Origin of the sequence: Paenarthrobacter nitroguajacolicus (assembly GCF_031455195.1) — a bacterium.
Taxonomy (GTDB): Bacteria; Actinomycetota; Actinomycetes; order Actinomycetales; family Micrococcaceae; genus Arthrobacter; species Arthrobacter nitroguajacolicus_D.
Genome location: NZ_JAVDSH010000005.1, coordinates 122,640 through 146,624, shown reverse-complemented (window position 1 = coordinate 146,624; position 23,985 = coordinate 122,640). Strand labels below are relative to the sequence as shown.

The window sequence follows — 23,985 nt, the reverse complement described above, 5'->3', positions numbered from 1 at the left end:
CTATGGAAGCCCTTGCCTTGGTGCCTGCACTGAACCCTACCGAGCGCCTCCCCCTCCTGGACCCGGCCAGCCTTCTGCAGGGCTTGGGACCCGCGACCCTCGGGGTGGTGGCCCTGATGATCTTCATTGAATCAGGTGTTCTGTTCCCCTTCCTGCCCGGTGACTCCCTGCTCTTCACTGCCGGGCTCCTTCACCAGCAACTGAACCTGACACTTCCTGTGCTGATAACAGTGGTGACTGTGGCCGCCATCGCGGGCGATCAGGTGGGCTATCTGCTGGGGCGCCGCTTCGGACGCCGATGGTTCTCCGACGACGCCAGGGTCCTGAAAACGTCCCATCTGGCAAAGGCCGAAGACTTCTTCCAACGCCGGGGCGGGCCCGCGCTGATCCTTGCCCGTTTCGTGCCGGTGGTGCGCACCTTCGCGCCCCTCAGTGCCGGCATCGCCCGGTATCACTACAAGTCCTTTGCCCTCTGGAACATCACTGGGGCGATCCTTTGGGCGAGCTCCGTTACGCTCCTTGGCTCCTGGTTGGGCCATTTCGAGATCATCGCAAAGAACATCGACGTCATAGCCGTGGTGATGGTGCTGGCCTCCGTGCTGCCGTGGGGTATCGAATACCTCAAACGCAGGCGTACCCGCGCGGCGGAGTCCTCCTCCGCGCAAGAATAGATCCGTGACCACTGACTCCAAGCTGTCCGTCCTGCTGGTGGAAGACGATCCTGCCCTGGGGCCACTGATCGCGGAGCTCCTTGAGCCCGACTATCAGGTGCACATCGCCGTCGACGGCCATGAAGGCTTGAGCCAGGCCCTGGTGGGAACGTGGGATGCGATGGTGATCGACCGGGGGCTTCCGGGCCTGGATGGCATCGCGCTGATCGCCGCGCTACGTTCCAAGGGGATCGCCACCCCAATCCTCATCCTCACCGCCATTGGTTCTGTGGACGAGAAGGTTCGGGGGCTCGACGCCGGCGCGAACGACTACATGACCAAGCCCTTCGACGCCATGGAATTGGGGGCACGCCTGAGGGCCTTGACCCGCAGCTACCACCAGGCACCCCGGATCACCGTCATCGGCGACTGGGAACTGGACTCCACCACCAGATCCATGCGCTCCATTCACGGGTTCCTTGCCTCGTTGACCGCGACCGAATCGGAGTTGCTGTCGGTTCTTGCTGCCGAGCCGGACCGGGTGTTCACCAGGGAGGAGCTGATTGTCGCCACCGATAGCCAAGGTGACCTGCCCGGAGTCATCGACACCCATGTTCACCACCTTCGCCGAAAAGTCGCCAGATCGGTCATCCGGACCGTCCACGGGGTGGGTTACCAGATAGGCGAAGCCCATGACTGATCAGTCCATGGCCCCGGCCCAGGATCAGGCAATCCTTCGCAAGGCCTCCTTGAAGATCGCGCTACGAATCAGTGCAGTCTGCGCCCTGCTGGTCCTATGCCTCCTGACCGCGGCCACCATGTACCTGCTGAGCCAGGCCGGCAATCCGGAACCAGCCGAACCTGGTGCCGTCTATGCCTATCTCGACACCAAAGACCTGATCAAAGCCATGGTCATCGCCGGGGCAGCGGGCATCCTGCTGGCGGGCGGTGTTGGATGGCTCAGCGCCCGCAGTGCCATCCGCCCCCTCGGCGAAGCCCTGATCCTGCAACGACGTTTCATCCAGGACGCCAGCCATGAAATGCGGACGCCCTTGGCCATCCTTGATGCCCGGATCCAAGTGGCACAACGCAGCACCGCTCCGGAATCGCCCGCCGGCCGGCAACTGACACGGATCCGGGACGACACAGCCGCCCTCACCGGAATAGTCAACGAACTCCTCGAATCCGCTACCGGCACGCTCCAAGAACCCGCCGCCACGGCAACGAATATCCCCGACGTCACACAGGAGGTCGTGGACAGCCTCCAGCACTTGGCCGCGGACCGGGGCATCACCCTGCATTGTTCGAGCACTGGGCACCCCCGGGCCATGATCACCCCGCAGCGACTTCACCGCGCCATCCTCGGTTTGGCCGAGAACGCACTCGTCCACACGCCGGCGGGCGGCCTCATCACGGTTGACAGCACCGTGGCCGCTAACCAGGCAGTCATCACCGTCACCGATACCGGCCACGGTATTACAGGTATCGACCAGGACCGGATCTTCGATCGTTTCGCCAGGACACCCGACCCCCATCCCGGCCAACAGCAGCGTAGCTTCGGGATCGGGCTGTCCCTGGTCCGCGATATAGCCGTCGCCGCGGGCGGCTCCGCGGACGTCGCATACACCGGCCCGGAAGGCACCCGCATGCGGATTACGCTGCCCCTGGCAAGGAATTGACGGTGGCGGGCGCCCGCCGTAAGAACCAGAAAACAGAAGCGTGGGGGGGGGGGGGGGGCCCCCCCCCCCCACCCCACGGGTTTGGTATGGGACGCCACCCCCGGGGGGGGAGAAAAAGCCGAACCCGGGGGGCCCCGCGGGCGGAGTCGCCCCCCCCCTGGGTTTTGCGGGGCCCCTTTCTATTTTTTTGGGGGGGGGGGGCCCCCCCATAAACCCACAGAAGCGTGGGGGGGGGGGGGGGGGGCCCCCCCCCCCCCCCCCACGCTTCTGTTGGAAGATGACCGGCTACGACTGGCTGATATCAATGCCCGTAACGGGGTCGCCGGCGCGGTCGTAGGCGAGCAGGATGGCGCCATTGGGGAATGCCTGGGGTGGCTGGGCCAATCGGAAGGCTGCGGGCACGCCTGCGCCGTCCGGGAACAACCGCTTACCCGTTCCGAACGTCAGTGGGTACAGGTACAGGTTGAGCCGGTCCACAAGGTCGGCTTCGAGGAGCGAGCGTGCCAGGACGCCGCTGCCTATGACGTGGACGTCATTGAACCGCTCCTTCACCGCAGCCACCTCCTTCACATCCGTCAGGGCCGTCGTTCCCTCCCACCTGGGGTCGGTCAGGGTCCGCGATTCGACGAACTTGGGCAGTGCGTTCAAGGTGTCGCCAATGTGGTCGCTTTGCTTTGGCCAGTAGCCCGCGAAGATGTCGTAGGTCCTGCGTCCCAGGAGGAGCGCGTCCATGCGGTCAATCCCGGCGACGATCGCGGCACCGGCTTCTTCATCTGAATACGCCGCCTGCCAGCCGCCGAAAGTGAAGCCGTCGGAAGTGTCCTCGTCGGGTCCACCCGGTGCTTGGTAGACGCCGTCGAGGGTGAGGAAAAGGTCAACAGAAAGAGTGCCCATAGTGTGTTCCTTCGGTGAAAGCCCGAGCCTGCCCGTGGATGCGGGCCATCCTAGTCCCGCTGGGCGGCAAGCGGGAGGGCGTCCGGAATCAGGGTCCGCCGACGCCCACTACCCCTCGGCCAACGTCAGGCATCACCACCACCCGGCAAACCGGGACTTAAGGCACCACGGCTGCCATACTCAAACCATCGCACCACCTGCTTGTGGTTATCCCGGGATCGGTTCAACAACAGGGGCATGATTGGCATGGAGAAGGACCTTCAACGGGCAACCGTCCGGGCGAAGGTGTCATCGACGCAGGGGCTGGGCGCGGCAGATGTTGCCGAGAGGGTCGCCGCCGGACAAACCAACGCCTTCGTCCAGGACACCAGCCGCAGCGTGTGGAGCATCGTCCGCGCCAACGTTCTCACACTGTTCAACGGCATCATCCTTGCCTGCTTCATCGTCCTCTTCGCGATCGGTCGCTGGCAGGATGCCCTGTTCGGATTCAGTGCCATCGCTAACGCAGTTATCGGCAGCGTCCAGGAATACCGGGCAAAGCGGGCCTTGGACCGTTTGGCACTGCTTAACGCACCACATGCACGGGTAATGCGCGAAGGTTCGGAAACGGAAATCCCACTGGATGATGTGGTCCTGGACGACACCCTTGTCCTCAGGGCCGGGGACCAGGTGCCAGCAGATGCGGTGGTCACGGGATCACGCGGTCTGCAGGTGGACGAATCCATGCTCACGGGTGAGTCCGATGCCGTGGAGAAGACCTCCGAAGACAGGGTCCTGTCCGGCTCCGTGGTGGTGGCCGGAGACGGGACAGCCGTGGTGGACAAGGTAGGTGCTGATTCCTTCGCGAACTCGCTCGCCGCCGAAGCCAAGAGGTTTTCGCTGGTGGCCTCGGAATTGCGCTCCTCCATCGATCGGGTCCTCAAGTGGGTGACATGGTTCGTGGGCCCCGTGGCTTTGTTGGTCCTGAACGCACAGATGATTGCTCAAGGCGGGTGGGGCCATGCCTCCTCGAGTGGCGCCTGGCGTGACGCGGCCACCGCCACCATCGCGTCCGTCGTCGCGATGGTCCCTTTGGGGCTGGTGCTCATGACAAGCATTACGTTCGCCGTGGGGGCCGTGAAACTGGCCCGCCAGCAGGTTCTCGTCCAGGAGTTGCCCGCCGTCGAAGGCCTGGCGCGCGTGGACATCATTTGCCTCGACAAGACGGGTACCCTCACCCAAGGCGACATCGTTTTCGACGCGGCCCACCCACTGACAGTCCGGGCAGGGTGGGAAGCCATTCTGGCTTGGTATGGGGTGCAAAACGACGCCAATGCCACGGCCCGCAGCCTCGCCGGGCAGTTCACCATTCCACCCGCCGAACTGCCAACAGACCGGGTTCCGTTCTCCTCGGCCCGCAAGTGGAGCGCCGTGGTGTTCGACCAGGAAATGTGGATCCTGGGCGGACCTGAAATGGTTTTCCCGGCTCGCAACTCCACCGACCCCGCCCAGCAGCAGCTCGCGATCAAGGCCGAGGAATTGGCCGCAACAGGCCGCCGGACGCTGGTCCTGGCCCACGGAACTCCAACACAGGACGAGACCGTTCCCGCTGACGCTGTTCCCGTAGTGCTCCTGACCTTCAAGGAGAACATCCGCCCGGACGCTGCCGAAACGCTCGCCTACTTCGCCGCGCAGGACGTGGACGTGCGGATCATTTCAGGCGACAACCCGCACACAGTGGCCGCGATTGCGCGGGAGGTAGGCCTGGATGCGCCCCACGGTTTTGATGCCCGTGAGCTGCCGGACGATGACCGGGAATTTCTGGACGCCATCAACAACAACGTGGTGTTTGGCCGTGTGACGCCCGACCAGAAAAAGCGGATCGTCCTGGCTCTGAAGTCGGCCGGCCATACGGTGGCGATGACCGGCGACGGGGTCAATGATGCCCTGGCCATCAAGGAGGCCGACATCGGAGTGGCCATGAACTCCGGTGCTGCCGCTACCAAAGCCGTGGCGCGGCTGGTCCTGCTGGATGGTAAATTCTCTCACCTGCCAAGCGTGGTGGCTGAAGGCCGCCAGGTGATCGCCAACATCGAGCGGGTCTCCATGCTGTTCCTTACCAAAACCGCATATGCCACTTTCCTGGCCATCGCGTTCGGCATCCTCCTGCTCCCGTTCCCTTTCCTCCCCCGGCAGCTCTCGGTCACCGACGGACTCACCATCGGCATCCCTGCCTTCTTCCTGGCATTGTTGCCCAACGCCCAGCGCTACATTCCGGGTTTCCTCCGGCGGTCGCTGACCTTCGCCGTCCCAGCCGGAGTGGCCGTGACGCTGGGGCTTGCGTCCTATGCGCGCCTGGCCGCGAACATGGCCATCCCCGAGGTGGAGATCAGGACGGGGTCCACACTCATCCTGGCCATCATCGGCATCTGGATCCTGGTGGTGCTTTCACGGCCAGTGACCCGGTTCAAGGGACTGGTGATCGGCGCCATGATGGTGGGCCTGGTCCTGGTGTATTCCGTGCCCGTCGCGCGGGACTTCCTGCAGTTCACTGACCCTACGCTCCCAACTGCGCTACTCATCCTGGGAACGTCCGCGGCCTGCATCGCGCTGATCGAGATTGTCCGTTTCGTGCACCGCCGGGTGGCGTACCGGGACGCCCAGGAAGCCCTGCATCACCCCTCGAAGTAGCGGCGACCCCGCGCCGTCCACAACGGCACCAGCACCATCACCGTTGCGATGGATTGGGAAATGACCGCGGACCAGTCTCCATCAGCGCCGATGATGAGGTCCAGCACAGCGAAGGCCAACCCGAGCAGCATGACAGCTGTAGCACCGCGACGCGCCGCGGTGCTTCCCCTTGCCACACCGGACGCCAGGCCGATGACCAACAACCCAAAGAGGACCATCCCCGCGCCGAGCAGGGTGATGGGAAAGGCGATGCCACCTGACTGGGCCTCGGGCGTGTACCGCAGGAAGATCGTGAGGATTCCAAGAAGGATCTGGGCGATGCCGCCGATGTACATCAGGACCACCGAAAACGTCACGGCACCAGGGCGCTTGGGTCGCTCCCCGGTCATCATGGACTGAGCATAGACGAGCGCTCCTAAGGACTGGCAGGGGTCCAGTACGGGTTAACATGTTTTGTCACACAATTAACCGGCTATTCATACCCGGCTTGAACGCAGTCAATTCGGACTTCATAGGGTCGGCTGTATGGAAAACATCTCCCGCAGGTCCCTCATCTCCGCCGGACTCGGCGCCGGGCTCGTCGCCGGTGTGTCAGCCGCGATGCCGCAGGCCGCTGTTGCGGTTTCAACAGCGGACGACGCCGGTCTCCGCACCTACCCGTTTACGCTCGGCATCGCGTCGGGCGAACCATGGCCCGACGGGTTCGTCATCTGGACACGCCTGGCAGTGAATCCCGTGGCCGAGGATGGCCTGGGCAGCATGCCTTCCCGCAACGTCGCCGTCGCCTGGGAAGTCGCAGAAGACCCCGCCATGCGCCGGGTAGTAGCCCGCGGCGTCGAGCATGCCAGGATCGAAACCGCCCATTCCGTGCACGCGGAGATCAAGGGCCTCAGGCCGGGCCGTGAGTACTTCTACCGTTTCCGTACCGGACGGCACCTGAGCGAAGTGGGCCGCACGCTGACCAGCCCTGCGCCCGGAGAGACCCCGGCCGCGCTGGCCATGGCCTTCGCCAGCTGCGCCCAGTATGAGCACGGCTATTTCACCCCGTACAGGCGACTTGCCGAAGACCACCCTGACCTGGTGCTCCACCTCGGCGACTACCTCTACGAGTACAAGAAGGGCAGCTACGTGATCGGCGGCGGCAATCCCCGCGACCACGAAGGGCCCGAGACTGTCAGCCTGGCAAGCTACCGCCAGCGGCACGCCCAGTACAAGGCGGACGCCGACCTGCAGGCCGCGCACGCGATAGCACCGTGGCTGGTGGTGTGGGATGACCACGAGGTGGACAACAACTGGGCTGACGACGTCCCCGAGAACAGCGATGCCGGCCAACTCAACGACACCACCGAACATTTCCGGCAACGCCGCGCGGCCGCGTTCCAGGCGTACTACGAGAACATGCCGCTGCGTCCGTCCTCGGTCCCGGCTGGGTTCGACATGAAGATCTACCGCACCATCCAGTGGGGCCAGCTGGCCAACTTCCACATGATGGACACGCGCCAGTACCGGGACGACCAGCTCGCCGGCGACGGTTGGCGGAAGAACGTGGCCGAACGTTTGGACGAGAACCGGACCATCACGGGCGCTGAGCAGGAAAAATGGCTTCTGGACGGCTTCAGAAACTCCACCCAACGCTGGGACATCATTGGCCAGCAGGTGTTCTTTGCCGAGCGCGACAGGGACAAGGCGCCGGACATCGACGACGTCTCCATGGACGGATGGGACGGTTACGCAGCGTCCCGCCGCCGCATCACCCAAGGTTGGGTATACGCCAAGGTGCGCAACGCCGTCGTACTCACCGGCGACGTCCACCGCCACTGGGCCACCGACCTCAAGGTGGACTACAAGGACCCGGCAGCAGCCGTTGTCGGTTCGGAACTCGTGTGCTCGTCCATTACATCCACGGGCGACGGGACGGGGTCCACCACGGACGCAACCATGGCCTGGAATCCGCACCTGAAGTTCTACAACGACAACCGCGGCTACGTGAACACGCGCATCACCAAGGACGCAATGACCGCCGACTTCCGGGTGCTTGACCACGTCACCACACCAGGCGCCCCGGTCAGCACGAAAAAATCCTTCACGATCACCGACGGCGTTCCTGGCCTGGCCTGACCCCGGCGCGGGAGTCTTTCGTGCAAAAACTCGATCACGGCGGACGGCGGGAGTAGCCTTGTTCCAGTTGATTTAGTGGATTCCGTCCGGCTGGGGTTCTGCCGTGGGCCTTGTTCGTTCTTCACTGTCCGACCTTCTGCTGGTACTCGCGGAGGCCGCCGCTCCACAGCGGCTAAGGTTCGACGACGGGTCCCCGGTCGCCGTTGTTCCCCCGCCCGACGCTCCGGTCACCGTCCGCGCTTCGTCGCTCACCCGGGTGGGCCGGTCCAGGCACAACGGGCCCGTCTTGGACCTGGAATTGCGTGTGTTGGTCCAATGCCATGGGCCGCAGCAGCTGGACCTCATGGAGCGGCTCCTGCTGGCAGTTGAACTGCATGGGGATTACGCCGTGGTTTCCAAGGGCGACATGACGCGAGCCGAGCAGTCCGACGTTTCCTCCCAAGGCCTGGGGTTCTTGGTGTGTGTGCCGGTTTCCCTGGGCTTCGACGAACCATCGGAGGCACCCGAACGACTCACCTCCGGCCCCAGTTCCAGCACGGGACGCCGGATCCAGGGACGCCTGGTGGATGTCCACAACAAGGGAATCCCTGATGCGTACATCCACGCCCACTCGTCCGCGTCAGCCGCCAGGAGCGACGCCACCGGGCACTTCGAAGTCCCCGCGTCCATGGACGAGCTGCAACACTTTGCCGTAGCGGTGGACGGAACCGAAAGGGAAGTCTCAGCGATCGCCGGCGACCTTCCGGTAGTGATCCGCTGGGTGTGAACCCGCTGTTTTTGGAACAGTTTGCCCGCCCTGCCCTGCGGCATGAAAAGATCAACCATGCGTCCGATGCAGCACTCCAGCAAACTCCAGAACGTCCGCTATGAACTCCGCGGTCCTATCCTCCAAGCCGCCAAGGCCATGGAAGCGGAGGGTCACAGGATCCTCAAGATGAACCTTGGGGACACCGCGCCGTTTGGCCTGGAGGCGCCGGAGTCGGTGGTGGTGGACATGATCCATCACCTCCGCGGCGCGCAGGGTTACAGCGATTCCAAAGGGATCTTCTCCGCACGCACCGCCATTTCGCAGTACTACCAAACCCGCGGACTGATGAACATCGGCGTCGAAGACCTCTTCATTGGCAACGGCGTCAGCGAACTGATTTCCATGACCCTCCAGGCGTTCATGGAGAACGGCGACGAGATCCTTATTCCTGCCCCTGACTACCCCCTCTGGACCGCCGCCGTGACGTTCACCGGTGGCCAAGCTGTTCACTACCTGTGTGATGAGGACGAGAACTGGTGGCCGGACATGGCCGACGTCGAAGCGAAGATCACCCCGCGCACCAAGGGCATCGTGATCATCAACCCGAACAATCCCACCGGGGCCGTGTACCCGCGGCACATCCTTGAGCAGTTCGCCGCCCTGGCCCGGAAGTATGACCTGGTGCTGTTCTCGGACGAGATCTACGAAAAGATCCGCTACGTCGACGCACCCCACATCCACACCGCGGCAGTGGCTGAGGACGTGTGTGTCCTGACGTTCAGCGGACTGTCCAAGGCCTACCGCATGCCCGGGTACCGGGCCGGCTGGGTCGCTGTGACGGGGCCACTTGCTGCCACTGCCGCGTACCGTGAGTCTTTGGAACTGCTGGCTTCCTTGCGCCTCTGCGCCAATGTTCCGGCGCAACACGCCATCCAGACCTGCCTGGGCGGGTACCAGAGCATCGAGGCCCTCATTCGTCCTGGCGGGCGGTTGCGCGAGCAACGGGACTTGGCCTGGAAACTGTTGACGGCCATCCCGGGTGTTTCCTGTGTCCCCGCCGCCGGCGCCATGTACCTGTTCCCGCGTTTGGACCCTGAGATTTACCCGATCGAGAGCGACGAGAAGTTTGTCCTCCAACTCCTGCAGGAACAGAAGATCCTGGTCTCGCACGGCACGGCCTTCAACTGGCCAACGCCGGACCACTTCCGCTTCGTGATCCTGCCGGCAGTGGAGGACATCGAAGAAGCTGTGCGCCGTATATCGCACTTCCTCGCGGCTTACCGAAACCGGCCGGCACGGGAAACCAACTGACTAAAGTGCCGGGTCCACCATGGTCATACCGGCCGGACTGGCCTGGTCGAAGCCGGGCAACAGCGCTGCCGCGTCTTCCAGCCCGATGGTGCGTTCGATCAGCAGCTGCGGCTCAAGCAAGCCTTGCTCGATGAGCGTCATCATCCCCGGATAGTCCACAGCGGCCATGCCGTGGCTGCCCAACAGGTCCAGTTCCCAACCGATCACCCTTGCCATGGGCACTTGCGGGTTGCCGTCGATGGACGGCAGCAAACCAATCTGGACGTGCCGGCCACGGCGGCGGAGGCTGAGGATCGCGTCGGCGCAGGTCTGTTCACTTCCGACGGCGTCCACCGCCACGTGGCTGCCTCCGCCGGAGAGGACGTTTACGGTGGCAGGGATGTCCGTGCCATCAGCGAGGACCGTGTGTTCTGCGCCCAGCCGGGCGGCCACAGCCAGGGCTGACGGGTTCCGGTCCACAGCAATGACCCTCGCTCCCATGGCTTTTGCGATCATCACGGCACTGAGGCCGACGCCTCCCACGCCTACCACGGTCACCCATTCGCCGGCTTTGACCTGCGCCCGGGCTGCCAATGCCCGGTAAGCCGTGGCGAAGCGGCAGCCGAGGCTGGCCGCCGTCGTGAATTCAATACTGTCCGGGATGGCAACCAGGTTGCTGTCGGCTGCGTGCAGCGCCACGTACTCGGCGAACGATCCCCAGTGGGTGAAACCGGGTTGCTGCTGCTCGGGGCAGACCTGCGCGTCGCCTGCCAGGCACCATTCGCACGTGCCGCACCCGCAGACGAAGGGGACGGTGACGCGGTCGCCCACCTTCCAGTTCCGGACGCCCTCGCCCACTGCGTCGATGACACCGGCAAGCTCGTGCCCGGGGACGTGCGGCATGGCGATGTCGTCGTGGCCGGCCCACGCGTGCCAGTCGCTGCGGCACATGCCCGTAGCGAGCACTTTCACCACGACGCCCCCTGCGGGTGCCTCCGGTTTGTCGACCTCCCGAACGTAGGGCTGGGTCCGGACCTCATCAAAAATCACTGCTCGCACGGATCGACTCTAACAATCGGGCAGCCCTGTCACACTTTTGCTGCTGCTTCCGACATCACTGTTGTAACGCACCAACTCTGAAGGGAAGTCAGCATGACCCGCATCAACATCGGCCGCAGCAACAAACTCGGCTACGCTGCCGTCATTGGCCTGGAAGGCTACGCCCGCACCTCTGTGGATCCCGATCTTTACGAGCTGATCAAGCTCCGCGCCTCGATCCTCAACGGCTTCGGTTTCTGCGTGGATATGCACGCGACCGATGGCCACAAGCGTGGCATCCCGTCACGGAAGTTGCATGCTGTGGCCGCCTGGCAGCACTCGAAAGTCTTTTTCGACGCCCGGGAGCAGGCCGTCCTTGCCCTCACCGATGCCTTGACCCAGTTGGGGCCCGACACTGTGACCGACGAGATCTGGAACGCTGCCGCAACCCATTTCGACGACGGCCAGATGGGCGGTTTGGTCCTGGCGATCTCCACCATCAATGTATGGAACAGGATTGCGATCAGCACACAGATGGAGCCGCCGGTGGACGAGAAGAATCCGCTGGCCTGAACGGTAACGTGGGCAGCATGACGCTTGCAGTCTCGGCCACGGTGGCGTGGCAAAGCGAACGGAACCGCCTGCTGGGGTGTCCAACCCGGACAAACTTACGAGGGTCTGCCGTTCCTAGCCGCGAGTTCGCGGGAAGGCTGCGGGCTCGCCGGGAAGCTTCCGTGCGAAGTGGCAGGTTTCCCGCGAACTCGCCAGGCAGCCAGCGCCGCCACACCCAGGCCGGCCGGGACCAGCAGCGCCCATCCGCTGAACACGAGCACAACGAGCATCACTACCGCCGCCACGATCACCCCGTACCAAGCCGGAGTTCCACGGCGGAGCAGTACCACTCCGGCAGCCAAGCCAAAGGCGGTCACCGCGGTGAAGCAAGCCGAGGCCGCGCCGATCTGGAACTCCATGCTCAGCAGACCGGTCGCGGCGAGAGCAAAGGAGATCGACGCCAACATGCCAAGGACGCCGAGACTCACCGATGGGACCTCCCCCGGCCCGGCGCCGCGCGCCAAAGCCCGCGGCAGCACGCCGTCGGACGCCAACCTGGCACCGAGCTTGCTGGCACCGGCCACGAAAGTATTCAACGGACCGAACGTGAGCACCGCCGCCGCGACGGCGGTAACCGGTGCTGCCGCAGGGCCGAGCCCTTTCGCCAGCAGCTCGGCAACCGGGACGCTGCTGCCCGCGAGCGCGGGGCCCAGGACAGCTACGCACGCAGCCACGAGCCCGATGTACACCACACCGACGACGACGAGCGTCAGCCAAGTTGCCCGCTTCAGGTCGCGCTCGGGGTTGCGGAACTCGCCGGCCAGGTGTGTCACGGCTTCCCATCCCGCGAAACAAAAGAACAACAAGCTGGCCGCACCTCCCACAGCCCAGTAGCCATGCGGGGCGAAGGGCTCGAAATTCTCCACCCTGGCATACGGCCCGGCCACAACAACAGCGAAGGCAAGCAACGCCACCAACAACGCCATGAGGAGCAGCTGCAGTTTGCTGGAGACCCTGATGCCCACCGCGTTGCTCAGAAAACCAGCCGCCAGGATCAGCCCGGCGGCAATAAGGGCCGTCTCCCGGCCACCTCCCATGGCGTGGGCGATGTACTCCCCGCCAATCACCGCGGTCGCGGGCGCGCCGAAGGGAATCGCGAAGTAGAACAGGTAGCCGGCCACTGCTGACGCCCGGTGCCCGAAGGCCCTCGTGACGAACGTTGCTATGCCACCGGCGTCGGGCTGTTGCCGGGACATTTCGGCGAAACTGAATGCCACGGGCGTGCAGAACACCAGGAGCAAGCCCCACGCCAATATCGACGCCGGCCCAGCCACCTGAGCGGCAATGGCGGGCAGAACCAGCACGCCTGAACCAAGAATGGCACCAACATAAATTCCCGTTGCACGGAAGAGGCCCAGACCCGAACTGTTGACAGCTTTATTCACCCTCCCACTGAACAGTATTCGGAAGGGGTCCAACAAGCAGGGATACTGCCTGCAAACAGCAATATCCTGCCGAATTTTCGGGTACTCCGGTTACAGGGACTGCGCCCGGACCCGCCTGAGGCGGGCCACCAGCGTCGAGGCGAGTAACGCCGTCGTGATTTCCAGCGCGATCACCAGCAACAACCCGGCAGAGCCGGATAAAGCAACAGTGCCGGATGGATCAACAGCGTTCGACGTCGGCCTGCCCCCATGAGCGTGTCCGGAACCGCCCGCTCCCAGCAGCAGCACGGCGTGCAAGGTGACCATGGCAAGGGCTGAGCCGGTGACCTGGTGGAGTGCACCGACGCGGCTGTGGCGCCAGATGTGGACTGTGCAGGGGATGCACACGGCTGCAAGGGCGATCATGAGGATAGCCAGCCAGGCGTCGTGGTGCCCTGAGGCTGCGAGCCCAAGGTGGACCACGCAGGAAAGTGCGGTCAGGACGGCGCAGACCCGGGGGTGGAGGACGGGTCCGGCCCGTCCTCCACTGATGGCCGTGGCCACGCTAGTGGCAGTGCCCGGCGGGCTCGCCGTGCTCTTCGCCTGCCGCACCTGAAGCTGCGGTGCTGTGGCAGCTGGAGCCGGAGGAGTTGGCAGGCACGTCCAACACTGGGCTGCGGTCGAAGAAACCTTCCGGGCGCAGCTTGAAGCCAACCGTATCCACGGGCATGATCGGCCAATCTTCAACGCGGGGGAAGTGTGTGAGGCCGAAGGTGTGCCACAGCACGATGTCCCGGCCGTCGATGTCGCGGTCCTGGGCCACATACGCTGGCAGCCCAGCGCCGCCGGAGTGCTGGTTCACGAAATCGCCTGTGGGGTAGCGTTCCTCGTCGGCGTAGTGGGTAACCCAGACGTCCTTGGTGGCGAACGCGGCGCGTTTGGCAATGGAAGAATCCGGGTCGGCCAGGAGGGTGGGCTGGTTCTCGGAGTGGAGCTTGTAACCAACAGGCTCACCCAGGCGGTTCCGGGACTCCGGGTTGGAGATGATCCAGGTGCGTCCCGCACGCGCGTCGGCTTCCCGGACTGCCTCGGATTCGCGGGTGAGGAGGGTGCGCTTGCGGGAAAACGCGTTGCCGCGCTCGTTGCCTGGGCCCATGGCCTGGCGGACCACATCTTCTTCTTCCACCCGGTTGGTCAGGCCATCAACAGCCATGTCCAGGCGGGCACTGAACAGGTGCTGGTGGAAGGGGGCCCCAAGTCCTGGCGCGAGCTGGGAAATGTTGTCCGAACCGCCTTCCGGGAAAGCGCTGGTGAAGACGACGCCGGTAGCCTTGGCCTCGAATTCGATGGTCCCGTCCAGGTAGAGGTACCAGTAGAAGCCGTAATCGTAGTTGCCGATGGTAGTGAAGAAGGAAATCACCAGGCGACGGTTGCGGCGGGTGTAGTTGATGCCGGTCCAAAGATCGGAGTGCTTGGAGAGGATTCCCCAGTCTTCCTCGTGCATGCAGATGCCGTTGCGGATTTCGCGGGGGTTCCCAAAGGCGTCGCTGATGACCGGGCTCAGGTAGGTGATGTCACCCAGGCAATCGCAGCCCAGTTCCAGGGAGTTGGCATACTGGCCCACCAGGTATTCTCCGGTGTCGAAGTAGTTTTGCCAGGACCGGATAGGAGACGGGTCGCCGTACGGGACCACCATCTCGGCGATGGAGGCGCGGTTGATGATGGGCCTGAGCCTGTCGCCGTCCCGGAAGGCGAGGTTGTGGAGGACAACTCCTTCGCGGACATCGAAGCCGACGTCCACGCTCCACTTTTCCCATTCGACGTGGTTGCCGCCGGTTACGGTGAAGCTGGGGCCTTCCGGTTGGGTGATGCTGATGGGCTTCTGGGTTTCCCGGAGCGGGCCGGTCAGTTCCGGGTCCGTGTAGTTTCCGTGTTCGGCCGGAATGGGCATGACCCCAAGATCGATGACCTGGGTCACCTCCTTGTTGACCACGTCCACATAAGCCACCAGTCCATCCACCGGATGCGCCCAAGCACTGTCCTCGGGAAAGTCCTGCACGAAAGCCAGCCCGCGGAGGATGCGGCGGCCCTTTTCTTCGTCGTACTCGAAGACGCCGGCGGACAGCGGGGCCACCCGGACTTTGGCGACGTCCAGGTCGCGGGCTGCAAGGGCTGCGAGCCAACGCTCGTCCGTAGCCAGGAGCGTCTCCACTACCTCGAATTCTTCTTCCAGTACGGGCAGTTCACCAGAGACCTTGGTGTCCAGTTCGGTCGCGGACAGGATCTCGCCACGGGTCACTGAGACGAGGACGTCGGTGGGTGCGCCCCCGGAGATGTCGTGGATGAAGATGCGGAAGCGGCGGTCTTCTTCCGTCTGGCCGCGGGAGGGGTCAACCAGCCCCAGGTAGGCGATTCGTTTTCCGGAGCCGAGGTGTCCGGCGGCCTGCAGGATTCCCTGGACCTCGGAGATTTCTGCACCCGTGGCGAGGCGGTACTGCGTTTCCTCAATGGCGGCTGTCTCAGTTGCTGTGGGCGTCATGGCTGCCTCTTGTCCGGGACCGCGTACGGTCAGGATTTATTTTCTATAGTTGTAGAGAATAACCAAAACGTAAGATGAGTCACAAGACCTTTCCGCCGATTATTTTTCCGGGAGACCACCAAGTGCCAAAGATTGTGGACCACGATCAACGACGCCTCGAGCTGGTCGACGCAACGTGGCGGATCATTGCCCGGCTCGGCATGGAAGGCGCCACCATGCGGGAAATCGCCGAGGAAGCAGGTTTCGCCAACGGTGCCTTGAAGCCCTACTTCCCCACCAAGGACCTGCTGCTGACATCAGCTTTCGGCCACGTCTTCAACCGCACCAACCAGCGCATCGCCACGATGACCGAGGGGCTGTCAGGCGTCGCTGCGCTTCGCGCGTTCTGCGCTGAAGTTCTGCCGCTGGATGAGGAACGCGTCAACGAGGCCCGCATTGTGATTCCGTTCTGGCAGAAGGCCCTCAACGACGCTGACATGGCCGCGCTCCACAGCGAGTCCATGAACCAGTGGCACACCACCATCACGGCTCATGCCGCAGCAGCCCGCGCGGCCGGTGAGATCAGCACCCCGATCGGGGACGCCGCCGTCGCCGACCACCTGCTCAACATGATGCTCGGCGCGCAGATCGTCGCGGCGCTTTCCCCTGCCGAGCATTTCTCCCAGGATCTTTCCGGACAGTTGGATAACTACCTGGCGCTGCTGGCCGCTTAGCTCGTAGCGCCCGAGGCAACCACGCCGACGCCAAGACCGGCGATCACGCCGCTGCTGACACGTTCGACGACGGTGCTCACCTTGGGTCGTTTGAGCCACCGCATCGCTTTGAAGGCCACGACGGCGATCATCGAGAGGTACGCGAAGGCGATCACTGCAACGACGACGCCCAGAATGAGCGACGTACCCATGGTGTCGCCGCCGTGCGGGATGAACTGCGGGACCACGGCCAGGTAGAACAAGCCAACCTTGGGGTTGAGGAGCGTGGAGAGCGCGCCCGCGGCGAATGCTGAGAGACGGTTGTAAGGGAGGGGCGCGTTCTCCTCCGCTGTTCCGGCTGCCCCGGCTGCTTTGGCTGCCTTGCGTGACTTGATGAACGACGAGACTCCCAGATACAGCAAGTACAAGCCGCCGGCGATCTTGACCCACCGAAACAGTTCCGCGGACTGCTCCAGGAGGGCGGCCAGGCCGACACCCACCAGCCCGGCCCAAACGATCGCCGCCGCGGAAGACCCGGCAGCCGCAGCGATTCCCGCGCTTGGCCGGTTCAGCGCGATCCGCAGCACGAGGAACGTGTCCGGACCGGGAGTGACGGACAAGACGAGGCACAGACCGGCGAAGGCCGCAAGGGAAGCAAGAGTCACAAGCTCGATTATCGGGCACGGCAGCCCTTGACGGAAAGCGTTCGCTTCCCGTCAAGGGCTGTTCGTTCAACGACAAGGCGGGAACGCGTGACGCCGACCACACTGGAAACATCGGCGCGCGCCTCACCGGCCGCCAAGACTTACTACCCGAGCGGAGTACCAATGGAGACTTACGACGCCCTGCTGGCCTCGATCACCCCGGCCACCGGCCAGAACAGCCGCACCATCCTTGACCCGGCAACGGGTGAAGCGGTTGGCGAAGCCCCCGTGCACACCGTCCAGGATCTCGAAGCAGCCATCACCGCCGCCACGGCAGCGCAACCTGCCTGGGCTGCCCTGGGCCACGACGCCAGGTCCGCTGCGCTCATGAAAGCAGCCGACGCCGTCGAACGCTCTGCCGAAGAACTCGCCCAGCTGCTCTCCCGCGAACAGGGGAAGCCGCTGAACGGCCCGAACGCGCGTTTCGAAGTCGGCGCCTGCGCGGCATGGCTGCGCGCCACCGCCGCCACGCCGCTCGACCCGGAAACCGTAGTGGACGACGGCGAAACCCACGCCGAACTGCACTACCGGCCCATCGGCGTCGTGGGTGCCATTGGCCCGTGGAACTGGCCCATGATGATCACCGTCTGGCAGATCGCACCGGCCCTGCGCATGGGCAACGCCGTGGTGGTCAAACCGTCCGAATACACCCCGCTGTCCGTGCTGGCACTGGCCTCGATCATCAACCAGGAACTGCCGGAAGGCCTGCTGTCCGTGGTCTCCGGTGGCCGCGACGTCGGTGAAGCGCTGGCCTCGCACGACGCGATCGGCAAGGTCATGTTCACCGGTTCCACCGCCACGGGCAAGGCGATCATTCGATCGTCGGCCGACACGGTCAAGAGGCTCACGCTGGAACTCGGTGGCAACGACGCCGGCATCGTCCTCCCTGATTCGGATCCCAAGGCAATTGCCGAGGGGCTGTTCTGGGGTGCGTTCATCAACACCGGCCAAACCTGCGCGGCACTGAAGCGCCTGTACGTCCACGAATCGCAGTACGAGGCCGTATGTTCAGAGCTCACTGCTGTTGCTGCGGCGATGCCCATGGGCAACGGTCTGGACGAGAACAACGTTCTGGGTCCGCTGCAGAACCGGCAGCAATACGACATCGTGGCCCGTCTGGTGGAAGCCGCTCGCGATTCCGGTGCCCGGGTGCTGATCGGCGGCAACCCCGACGCCGACGCCCCCGGCAACTTCTACCCCACCACCCTGGTGGCGGACATCGACAACGACAACCCGCTGGTCGCCGAGGAACAGTTCGGCCCGGCCCTGCCGATCATCAAGTACAGCACCGTTGATGAGGCGGTCGCCAAGGCGAACGCGCTCGACGTCGGACTGGGCGCCTCGGTTTGGTCCTCAGACTTGGGTGCCGCGCGCGAAGTCGCTTCACGTATCCAGGCCGGCACCGTGTGGATCAACAAGCACGGAGCCGTGGACCCCCGCGTCCCGTTCGGTGGAGCGAAGCAGTCCGGCTACGGCTTGGAGTTCGGCGCCGAGGGCCTCAAAGCACTCGGCGTTCCGCAGGTCATCAACGGCTAGCTCCACCAGTGGCCGGGGCGGGCCCCGCTGCGCACGTCGACGGTAGCTCGACGAACGCAGGGGCCTGCCCGCGCTGGGTGCGCAGCGCTTGGGGATTCAAATCAGTGCACCACGGTGGATAGACCCGGAAGCCTCGTTTGCCCTGACGCGACCCGGAGCTGACATAACCCAGTGAGATCAGCTGCTCAGGGGTGAACCGGAATGCTCCGAATCTCTCACCGACCTCCACGAAGACGAGCAGGCCTGACAGCGACTCCGCGGCGGTGAAGGGACGGGTTGAGCCACTGTTGTCCCGCTTCCACACCGCCACAAATGCGCCTGGTTTCGTCGGTGTGATCCGTGCAGTCCGGATGCGCCACTGCTGTCCGTCGATCAATGCAACTCCGGATTCGTAGTCGCTGTTCTGCTCTTCCGCGTGGACAACCCCACGGGAATCATCGGGACTCGACTGCCGGGCCACGAAGCGCTCAAAGGCGTGGAAGTTCACCTTCGAAACCCTACAGGCCACGAAACCAGATGATTGCCCCGCTTGTCCCGTCACAGGGTGGACGCGGTTGGGTTGCCGGGCGCCAGCCATGTAACCATGAGCAGCATGGCCCAGAAGATTGCGTACCAAGGTGAGCCCGGAGCCAATTCGGATCTCGCGTGCAAGGAAATGTTCCCCGAACTTGAAAGCGTGCCGTGCGCCAGCTTTGAGGACGCGTTTGAACTGGTCTCCAACGGAGACGTCGATCTGGCCATGATCCCCATCGAGAACTCCATCGCTGGACGAGTAGCCGACATTCACGTGCTGCTTCCCCAATCGAAGCTCCAGATCGTCGGAGAGTACTTCCTGCCGATCCACTTTGACCTGATGGGAATTCCGGGGAGCACCATTGAGGAGGCCACCGAGGTCCACAGCCACATCCATGCGCTGGGTCAGTGCCGCAGGATCATCCGCGAAGCCGGGCTCAAGCCTGTCATTGCCGGTGACACGGCGGGTTCAGCCCGCGAAGTCAGCGAGTGGAATGATCCGCGCAAGCTGTCGCTGGCTCCGCCGCTTGCCGCCCAACTGTACGGACTGGACGTGCTTGCCTCCGGCGTCGAAGACAACCCAAGCAACACCACCCGATTTGTTGTCCTGGCCCGGGAACGCGAGCTTCCCACCAAAGAAGAACTCCCCGGTCCCGCGATCACCAGCTTCGTCTTCCGGGTCCGCAACGTTCCCTCAGCCCTCTACAAGGCGCTGGGTGGATTCGCCACCAACGGCCTCAACATGACCCGTTTGGAAAGCTACATGGTGGGCGACGAGTTCGCCGCAACTATGTTCCTGTCCGACGTGGAAGGCCACCCCGAGGACGCCCGCCTGCGGCGTGCGCTGGAGGAGTTGGAGTTCTTCACAACGGAAGTGCGCGTCCTCGGCGTCTACGCAGCAGACTCCTACAGGGAACGGAATACGGTCAGCGCCTGACCCGGTTGATCGCTTGGGCTAGGCTCCGGAACGACCGTGGGCCAGCCCGGTCGGAATGCCGATGAGCACCGGTTCGGGAACGGAGCAGCAGCTGCTGGAATCATCCTCCGCAGACGCAACAGCAGGAACGTCGCAGCTGGTACCGGCATCGGACGAGCACACGCCGGTTTCCGGTAGTTCCAGGTGCACGGTGTCAGCTGCCGCTCGATCTCCTGCCAGCGCCGCGGCCACTGAACGAACCTGCTCGTAGCCAGTAGCCAGCAAAAACGTGGGAGCCCGGCCGTAGGACTTCATGCCCACGATGTAGAAGTCCTTCTCCGGGTGCGCGAGAACCCTGGCGCCGTGCGGCGGAACAGTGCCGCAGGAGTGGAACTCGGGATCGATGAGTGGCCCCAGTTCGGTGGGCGCCTCAACAGCCGGGTCCAGGTCCAGGCGCAGCTCGCGGAGCATCTCGAGGTCGGGGCGAAAGCCGGTACAAGGTACGACGACGTCCGCCGCCAAGGTGCGTCCGTCGCTTGCTGTGACGGTGAGGCCACCCTCGGATTCGGCCAGGGAGCTGATACCAAAGCCCGTGTGCAGGTGGATCCTTCCGGCTTCCACCAGGCGACGGAGTCGGGAACCAAGCTGTCCGCGTGCGGGCAGACCATCGGCATCACCGCCGCCGTATGTCTTCTCTGCCGAGGCTCCGCGTACGGCCCAAAGAATGCGTGTCCCCGGCTCTTCCTTGGCAAGTTCCGCAAGGTTGATCAAAGTATTCGCTGCAGAGTGCCCCGCACCGACCACCAGGACCCGGCGTCCAGCGAAGGAATGCCGGTCCCGCCCTGAGACGTCGGGAAGGGATGACGAGATCCGGTCTGAGGCACTGTCCTCACCGATGGCAGGCAGGCCCGACATGCCCAGCGGGTTGGGCCTTGACCATGTGCCTGAGGCATCGATGACCGCCGAAACGGCGTAGTCGCGCACCTCCCCCGCCGTATCTTGGACGCGCACAACAAAGGGGGTAGTGTCGCGGTTGCGCCCCTGGGTCTTGTCCAACCCACGCCGGGTGACCCCGAGAACCCGGGCTCCTGTCCGGAGTCGGGAAGCGATCGCCGGGATGGCGGCCAACGGGGCAAGGTAGTTGTCGATGAGTTCGGCGCCGTAGGGAAGAGCTGTCAGCCGCGGAGACTGCCAGCCCGTGGGTTCGAGTAAGCGGACGGCCGCGGCGTCGAGGTTGAATCGCCATGGTGAGAACAACCGGATGTGACGCCACTGTTCGATGGCGGCACCTGCCGTTGCACCGGCTTCAAAGATCAACGGGTCCAGACCGCGTTCAAGCAGGTGGGCTGCTGCAGCCAAACCGACGGGACCGGCACCGATCACGGCGACGGGAAGGTTTTCAACCATGGGTAACTCATACCTCCATTGGTAACGCTCAGAAGTGGGTAGGCTCTTCGACCAGTGCTGTTGCGATGCTGTCAGCGTCGTCCAGGGCTGCGAGATAGCGTTCGGCGTCCAAGGCAGCCGCGCAGCCAGTGCCGGCCGCTGTGATGGCTTGCCGATAGCGGTGGTCAACGGCGTCGCCGCATGCGAACACACCCGACAAATTGGTCAGCGTGGTGGGCGACTCCACCTTGATGTAGCCCTCGTCGTCAAGCTCTACCTGCCCAGCGACGAGCTCGGTGCGCGGCAGGTGGCCAATGGCCACGAAGATACCTGTAGCCCCTTGCTCCCGGGTTTCGCCGGTTCGGGTGTCGGTGAGCGTCACACCGGTCACTTTGTTGTCACCGTGGATTTTGGTGATGGCCGAGTTCCACGCGAACGTGATCTTGGGATTGTCCTTGGCTCGCTGGGCCATGATGCGGGAGGCCCGCAGCTCACCCTTCCGGACCACCACTGTGACGGACTTCCCGAAGCGCGTCAGGAAGGTAGCTTCTTCCATCGCGGAGTCACCGCCACCAACCACGATGATGTCCTGCTCACGGAAGAAGAAGCCATCGCAGGTGGCACACCAGGACACTCCGTGGCCGCTGAGCTTCTTCTCTTCCGGCAGGCCCAGCTCTTTGTAGGCAGAACCTGTGGCGAGGATGACGGCAGGTGCCTCGTGTGTCTCACCGGCTCCGGTGACCACCCGCTTGAGGTGACCCTTCAGGTCAACCTCCGTGACGTCGTCGAACACTATCCGCGCGCCGAACTTTTCGGCCTGTTCCTGGAGACCGTCCATGAGCTCAGGCCCTTGGATACCGCCGGGGAACCCGGGGAAGTTCTCCACTTCCGTGGTGTTCATGAGGGCGCCGCCAGCAGTGACCGAGCCAGCCAGAACCAAGGGGTTCAGCCCCGCGCGGGCCGCGTAGATGGCAGCTGTGTAGCCGGCAGGGCCGGACCCTATGATGATCAGTTGTTCGTTGCTCACGGAAATCGCTCCTGGATGCTCGGATTTACTTAGCTGCGGGGATCAGTGATGCGATCAGATTCTCGATGCGGGTCTTGATCTCATCGCGGATGGGACGGACTGCGTCCACGCCTTGCCCGGCAGGGTCCTCGAGAACCCAGTCCTCGTAGCGCTTGCCAGGGAAATAGGGGCATTCGTCGCCGCACCCCATGGTGATGACGACGTCGGACTCCTTGACGGCCTCGGTAGTGAGGACCTTGGGGATCTCTGATGACATGTCGATGCCCAGCTCAGCCATCGCTTCAACGGCAGCGGGATTGACCTTGTCAGCCGGCTGCGAGCCAGCAGATCGGACCTCGATGGCGCCGTCGGAAAGAGTGGTGAGGAAGGCGGCGGCCATCTGCGAGCGCCCTGCGTTGTGAACGCAGACGAACAGCACCGACGGCTTCCTGGCAGTGGGGGTGGTCATGGATTCTCCTTGAGGGTCAGGCAGCGATAGGGGCGGGAGCAGTAGTGAAATAGCGCGTGCGCGCCCAGAGGGCCACATACACCAGTGCAACAAGGACGGGTACTTCAATCAAGGGCCCGACGACACCCGCGAGTGACTGTCCGGACATCACGCCAAAAGTGCCTATGGACACAGCTATGGCCAACTCAAAGTTGTTGCCGGCCGCGGTGAACGCCAAGGTGGTGGTTTTCGCATAGCCAAGATCCAGCCAGAACCCGGCCACCATTCCGGCGCTGAATACCACCAGGAAATAGACCAACAGAGGGATGGCGATCCGGGCGACGTCCATTGGCCGGGAGGTGATGGCCCCACCCTGAAGAGCGAAGAGCAGAGTGATGGTAAACAGCAGACCGTACAGGGCCCAAGGGCCGATCCTGGGGAGGAACCGGGACTCGTACCATTCCCGGCCCTTGGTCTTTTCCCCCACCGCTCGGGTCAAGAATCCTGCCAGCAGCGGGATACCCAGGAAAATAAGCACTGAAGAGGTAATGGCCCAGAAGGAGAAGTCGGCACTGGTGGTGGGCAAGCCCAGGAGTGAAGGGAGCCACTGGAGATAGAACCAGCCAAGGGCGCCGAAGGCGACCACTTGGAACACAGAGTTGATGAACACCAGGACAGCTGCTGATTCCCGGTCTCCGCAGGCGAGGTCGTTCCAGATCATGACCATGGCAATGCAGCGTGCCAAGCCGACAATGATCAGCCCCGTGCGGTACTCCGGCAGGTCAGGCAGGAATATCCACGCCAGCGTAAACATGAAGGCCGGTGCAAGAACCCAATTGATGGCCAGGGAAGCGACCATCAGCTTGCGGTCTGTCAGAACCCTGCGCGTTTGGTCGTACCGGACCTTCGCAAGGACCGGGTACATCATCACCAGCAGGCCCACTGCGATGGGAAGTGACACCTGGCCGACTTCGAGTGCTTCCAAAGCCACATTGAGTCCCGGTATCAGCGCTCCTAAGGCCAAACCCAATGCCATGGCCGCAACAATCCACACTGGCAGGAGACGGTCCAACGCAGACAGTTTTCCGATGACAGCAGCTTCGCTACCCACAACACTCCCGGTTAGATTGATGAACTTCGATATAGAAGTATCAGCAGCTATATCGATGGTTGTCAATGTAT

At 63.8% G+C, this 23,985-nt stretch carries 23 protein-coding genes; 11 read left to right on the top strand and 12 right to left on the bottom strand.

Going from position 1 to position 23,985, the window contains the following annotated elements:
• The first annotated feature begins 2 nt into the window (after positions 1 to 2).
• From J2Y68_RS12595 to J2Y68_RS12585, 3 genes are read left to right on the top strand one after another with little or no spacing between them, the layout of a single operon-like run.
• Entirely contained in the window at positions 3 to 671 is a 669-nt protein-coding gene (locus J2Y68_RS12595; protein WP_309993895.1) for a DedA family protein, read from the top strand.
• 4 nt (positions 672 to 675) lie between these two features.
• Complete coding sequence (locus tag J2Y68_RS12590; protein WP_166842232.1) at positions 676 to 1,350, top strand: response regulator transcription factor; 675 nt, start codon at positions 676 to 678, stop codon at positions 1,348 to 1,350.
• Positions 1,343 to 2,329 carry a sensor histidine kinase gene (locus J2Y68_RS12585; protein ID WP_309993893.1) on the top strand — a complete coding sequence of 329 codons (987 nt, stop codon included), beginning with the start codon at positions 1,343 to 1,345 and terminating at the stop codon, positions 2,327 to 2,329. Before J2Y68_RS12590 ends, J2Y68_RS12585 begins: the two co-directional genes overlap by 8 nt.
• 285 nt (positions 2,330 to 2,614) lie before the next feature.
• Here J2Y68_RS12585 and J2Y68_RS12580 read toward each other — a convergent pair whose 3' ends face one another.
• The gene (locus tag J2Y68_RS12580; protein ID WP_309993891.1) at positions 2,615 to 3,223 is read right to left on the bottom strand and encodes a dihydrofolate reductase family protein; all 609 of its coding nucleotides are present in this window, start codon (positions 3,221 to 3,223) and stop codon (positions 2,615 to 2,617) included.
• Between the two features lie 246 nt (positions 3,224 to 3,469).
• Between J2Y68_RS12580 and J2Y68_RS12575 the strand changes: the two genes are divergently transcribed.
• A complete protein-coding gene (locus tag J2Y68_RS12575; RefSeq protein WP_309994321.1) occupies positions 3,470 to 5,893 on the top strand; it encodes an HAD-IC family P-type ATPase in 2,424 nt (807 codons plus the stop codon).
• Here the strand turns inward: J2Y68_RS12575 and J2Y68_RS12570 are convergent.
• Positions 5,878 to 6,285 carry a hypothetical protein gene (locus tag J2Y68_RS12570; protein ID WP_309993889.1) on the bottom strand — a complete coding sequence of 136 codons (408 nt, stop codon included), beginning with the start codon at positions 6,283 to 6,285 and terminating at the stop codon, positions 5,878 to 5,880. The genes J2Y68_RS12575 and J2Y68_RS12570 overlap by 16 nt on opposite strands.
• A gap of 133 nt (positions 6,286 to 6,418) precedes the next feature.
• Here J2Y68_RS12570 and J2Y68_RS12565 point away from each other — a divergent pair, with 133 nt between their 5' ends.
• The 3 genes from J2Y68_RS12565 (at position 6,419) to J2Y68_RS12555 (ending at position 10,070) form a co-directional block, all read left to right on the top strand.
• Positions 6,419 to 8,011, top strand: coding sequence for an alkaline phosphatase D family protein (locus J2Y68_RS12565; protein WP_309993887.1), 1,593 nt, complete (start codon positions 6,419 to 6,421; stop codon positions 8,009 to 8,011).
• 103 nt (positions 8,012 to 8,114) lie between these two features.
• The gene (locus J2Y68_RS12560) at positions 8,115 to 8,777 is read left to right on the top strand and encodes a hypothetical protein (RefSeq protein WP_309993885.1); all 663 of its coding nucleotides are present in this window, start codon (positions 8,115 to 8,117) and stop codon (positions 8,775 to 8,777) included.
• 57 nt (positions 8,778 to 8,834) lie between these two features.
• Positions 8,835 to 10,070 (top strand): pyridoxal phosphate-dependent aminotransferase, encoded by a 1,236-nt coding sequence (locus J2Y68_RS12555; protein WP_309993883.1) that lies wholly within the window; start codon positions 8,835 to 8,837, stop codon positions 10,068 to 10,070.
• Here J2Y68_RS12555 and J2Y68_RS12550 read toward each other — a convergent pair whose 3' ends face one another.
• A complete protein-coding gene (locus J2Y68_RS12550) occupies positions 10,071 to 11,108 on the bottom strand; it encodes a zinc-dependent alcohol dehydrogenase family protein (RefSeq protein WP_309993881.1) in 1,038 nt (345 codons plus the stop codon).
• 93 nt (positions 11,109 to 11,201) lie between these two features.
• On the opposite strand from J2Y68_RS12550, the gene J2Y68_RS12545 reads away from it, so the two are divergent.
• Positions 11,202 to 11,660, top strand: a complete 459-nt coding sequence (locus J2Y68_RS12545) for a carboxymuconolactone decarboxylase family protein (protein ID WP_309993880.1) — start codon at positions 11,202 to 11,204, stop codon at positions 11,658 to 11,660.
• 95 nt (positions 11,661 to 11,755) lie between these two features.
• Here J2Y68_RS12545 and J2Y68_RS12540 read toward each other — a convergent pair whose 3' ends face one another.
• The 3 genes from J2Y68_RS12540 to J2Y68_RS12530 all read right to left on the bottom strand — a co-directional run bounded on the left by J2Y68_RS12540 (position 11,756) and on the right by J2Y68_RS12530 (position 15,602).
• Complete coding sequence (locus J2Y68_RS12540) at positions 11,756 to 13,084, bottom strand: APC family permease (RefSeq protein ID WP_309993878.1); 1,329 nt, start codon at positions 13,082 to 13,084, stop codon at positions 11,756 to 11,758.
• A 90-nt stretch (positions 13,085 to 13,174) separates the two neighbouring features.
• A complete protein-coding gene (locus J2Y68_RS12535; RefSeq protein WP_309993876.1) occupies positions 13,175 to 13,627 on the bottom strand; it encodes a hypothetical protein in 453 nt (150 codons plus the stop codon).
• Position 13,628: 1 nt separating this feature from the next.
• Entirely contained in the window at positions 13,629 to 15,602 is a 1,974-nt protein-coding gene (locus tag J2Y68_RS12530; protein WP_309993874.1) for a primary-amine oxidase, read from the bottom strand.
• 122 nt (positions 15,603 to 15,724) lie between these two features.
• Here J2Y68_RS12530 and J2Y68_RS12525 point away from each other — a divergent pair, with 122 nt between their 5' ends.
• On the top strand, positions 15,725 to 16,315 hold the full coding sequence (locus J2Y68_RS12525) for a TetR/AcrR family transcriptional regulator (RefSeq protein WP_309993872.1): 591 nt from the start codon (positions 15,725 to 15,727) through the stop codon (positions 16,313 to 16,315).
• Here the strand turns inward: J2Y68_RS12525 and J2Y68_RS12520 are convergent.
• Positions 16,312 to 16,959 (bottom strand): LysE family translocator, encoded by a 648-nt coding sequence (locus J2Y68_RS12520; RefSeq protein WP_309993870.1) that lies wholly within the window; start codon positions 16,957 to 16,959, stop codon positions 16,312 to 16,314. The two genes, J2Y68_RS12525 and J2Y68_RS12520, sit on opposite strands and share 4 nt — an antisense overlap.
• 162 nt (positions 16,960 to 17,121) lie before the next feature.
• Here J2Y68_RS12520 and J2Y68_RS12515 point away from each other — a divergent pair, with 162 nt between their 5' ends.
• Complete coding sequence (locus J2Y68_RS12515) at positions 17,122 to 18,534, top strand: aldehyde dehydrogenase family protein (protein ID WP_309994319.1); 1,413 nt, start codon at positions 17,122 to 17,124, stop codon at positions 18,532 to 18,534.
• On the opposite strand, the gene J2Y68_RS12510 is transcribed toward J2Y68_RS12515, so the two are convergent.
• Positions 18,524 to 19,021: a MepB family protein gene (locus J2Y68_RS12510; RefSeq protein ID WP_309993868.1), complete on the bottom strand. Its 498-nt coding sequence runs from the start codon at positions 19,019 to 19,021 to the stop codon at positions 18,524 to 18,526. The genes J2Y68_RS12515 and J2Y68_RS12510 overlap by 11 nt on opposite strands.
• A gap of 105 nt (positions 19,022 to 19,126) precedes the next feature.
• On the opposite strand from J2Y68_RS12510, the gene J2Y68_RS12505 reads away from it, so the two are divergent.
• Complete coding sequence (locus tag J2Y68_RS12505; protein WP_309993867.1) at positions 19,127 to 19,984, top strand: prephenate dehydratase; 858 nt, start codon at positions 19,127 to 19,129, stop codon at positions 19,982 to 19,984.
• Positions 19,985 to 20,002: 18 nt separating this feature from the next.
• Here J2Y68_RS12505 and J2Y68_RS12500 read toward each other — a convergent pair whose 3' ends face one another.
• The 4 genes from J2Y68_RS12500 to arsB are packed head-to-tail and all read right to left on the bottom strand — an operon-like array spanning position 20,003 to position 23,935.
• Positions 20,003 to 21,370 (bottom strand): NAD(P)-binding domain-containing protein, encoded by a 1,368-nt coding sequence (locus J2Y68_RS12500; RefSeq protein WP_309993865.1) that lies wholly within the window; start codon positions 21,368 to 21,370, stop codon positions 20,003 to 20,005.
• 28 nt (positions 21,371 to 21,398) lie between these two features.
• Positions 21,399 to 22,376, bottom strand: a complete 978-nt coding sequence (gene trxB, locus J2Y68_RS12495; RefSeq protein WP_309993864.1) for a thioredoxin-disulfide reductase — start codon at positions 22,374 to 22,376, stop codon at positions 21,399 to 21,401.
• A gap of 25 nt (positions 22,377 to 22,401) precedes the next feature.
• On the bottom strand, positions 22,402 to 22,824 hold the full coding sequence (locus tag J2Y68_RS12490; RefSeq protein WP_309993863.1) for an arsenate reductase ArsC: 423 nt from the start codon (positions 22,822 to 22,824) through the stop codon (positions 22,402 to 22,404).
• A 16-nt stretch (positions 22,825 to 22,840) separates the two neighbouring features.
• On the bottom strand, positions 22,841 to 23,935 hold the full coding sequence (gene arsB, locus J2Y68_RS12485; protein ID WP_309994317.1) for an ACR3 family arsenite efflux transporter: 1,095 nt from the start codon (positions 23,933 to 23,935) through the stop codon (positions 22,841 to 22,843).
• Between the last annotated feature and the right edge of the window lie 50 nt (positions 23,936 to 23,985).

What these genes read in the sequence shown, in the direction of transcription:
- J2Y68_RS12595 (WP_309993895.1), top strand. Translation starts at nt 3, where the DNA reads ATGGAAGCCCTTGCCTTGGTGCCTGCACTGAACCCTACCGAGCGCCTC.
- J2Y68_RS12585 (WP_309993893.1), top strand. Translation starts at nt 1,343, where the DNA reads ATGACTGATCAGTCCATGGCCCCGGCCCAGGATCAGGCAATCCTTCGC.
- J2Y68_RS12580 (WP_309993891.1), bottom strand. Translation starts at nt 3,223, where the DNA reads ATGGGCACTCTTTCTGTTGACCTTTTCCTCACCCTCGACGGCGTCTAC.
- J2Y68_RS12575 (WP_309994321.1), top strand. Translation starts at nt 3,470, where the DNA reads ATGGAGAAGGACCTTCAACGGGCAACCGTCCGGGCGAAGGTGTCATCG.
- J2Y68_RS12570 (WP_309993889.1), bottom strand. Translation starts at nt 6,285, where the DNA reads ATGATGACCGGGGAGCGACCCAAGCGCCCTGGTGCCGTGACGTTTTCG.
- J2Y68_RS12565 (WP_309993887.1), top strand. Translation starts at nt 6,419, where the DNA reads ATGGAAAACATCTCCCGCAGGTCCCTCATCTCCGCCGGACTCGGCGCC.
- J2Y68_RS12555 (WP_309993883.1), top strand. Translation starts at nt 8,835, where the DNA reads ATGCGTCCGATGCAGCACTCCAGCAAACTCCAGAACGTCCGCTATGAA.
- J2Y68_RS12545 (WP_309993880.1), top strand. Translation starts at nt 11,202, where the DNA reads ATGACCCGCATCAACATCGGCCGCAGCAACAAACTCGGCTACGCTGCC.
- J2Y68_RS12530 (WP_309993874.1), bottom strand. Translation starts at nt 15,602, where the DNA reads ATGACGCCCACAGCAACTGAGACAGCCGCCATTGAGGAAACGCAGTAC.
- J2Y68_RS12515 (WP_309994319.1), top strand. Translation starts at nt 17,122, where the DNA reads ATGGAGACTTACGACGCCCTGCTGGCCTCGATCACCCCGGCCACCGGC.
- J2Y68_RS12505 (WP_309993867.1), top strand. Translation starts at nt 19,127, where the DNA reads ATGGCCCAGAAGATTGCGTACCAAGGTGAGCCCGGAGCCAATTCGGAT.
- J2Y68_RS12500 (WP_309993865.1), bottom strand. Translation starts at nt 21,370, where the DNA reads ATGGTTGAAAACCTTCCCGTCGCCGTGATCGGTGCCGGTCCCGTCGGT.
- J2Y68_RS12490 (WP_309993863.1), bottom strand. Translation starts at nt 22,824, where the DNA reads ATGACCACCCCCACTGCCAGGAAGCCGTCGGTGCTGTTCGTCTGCGTT.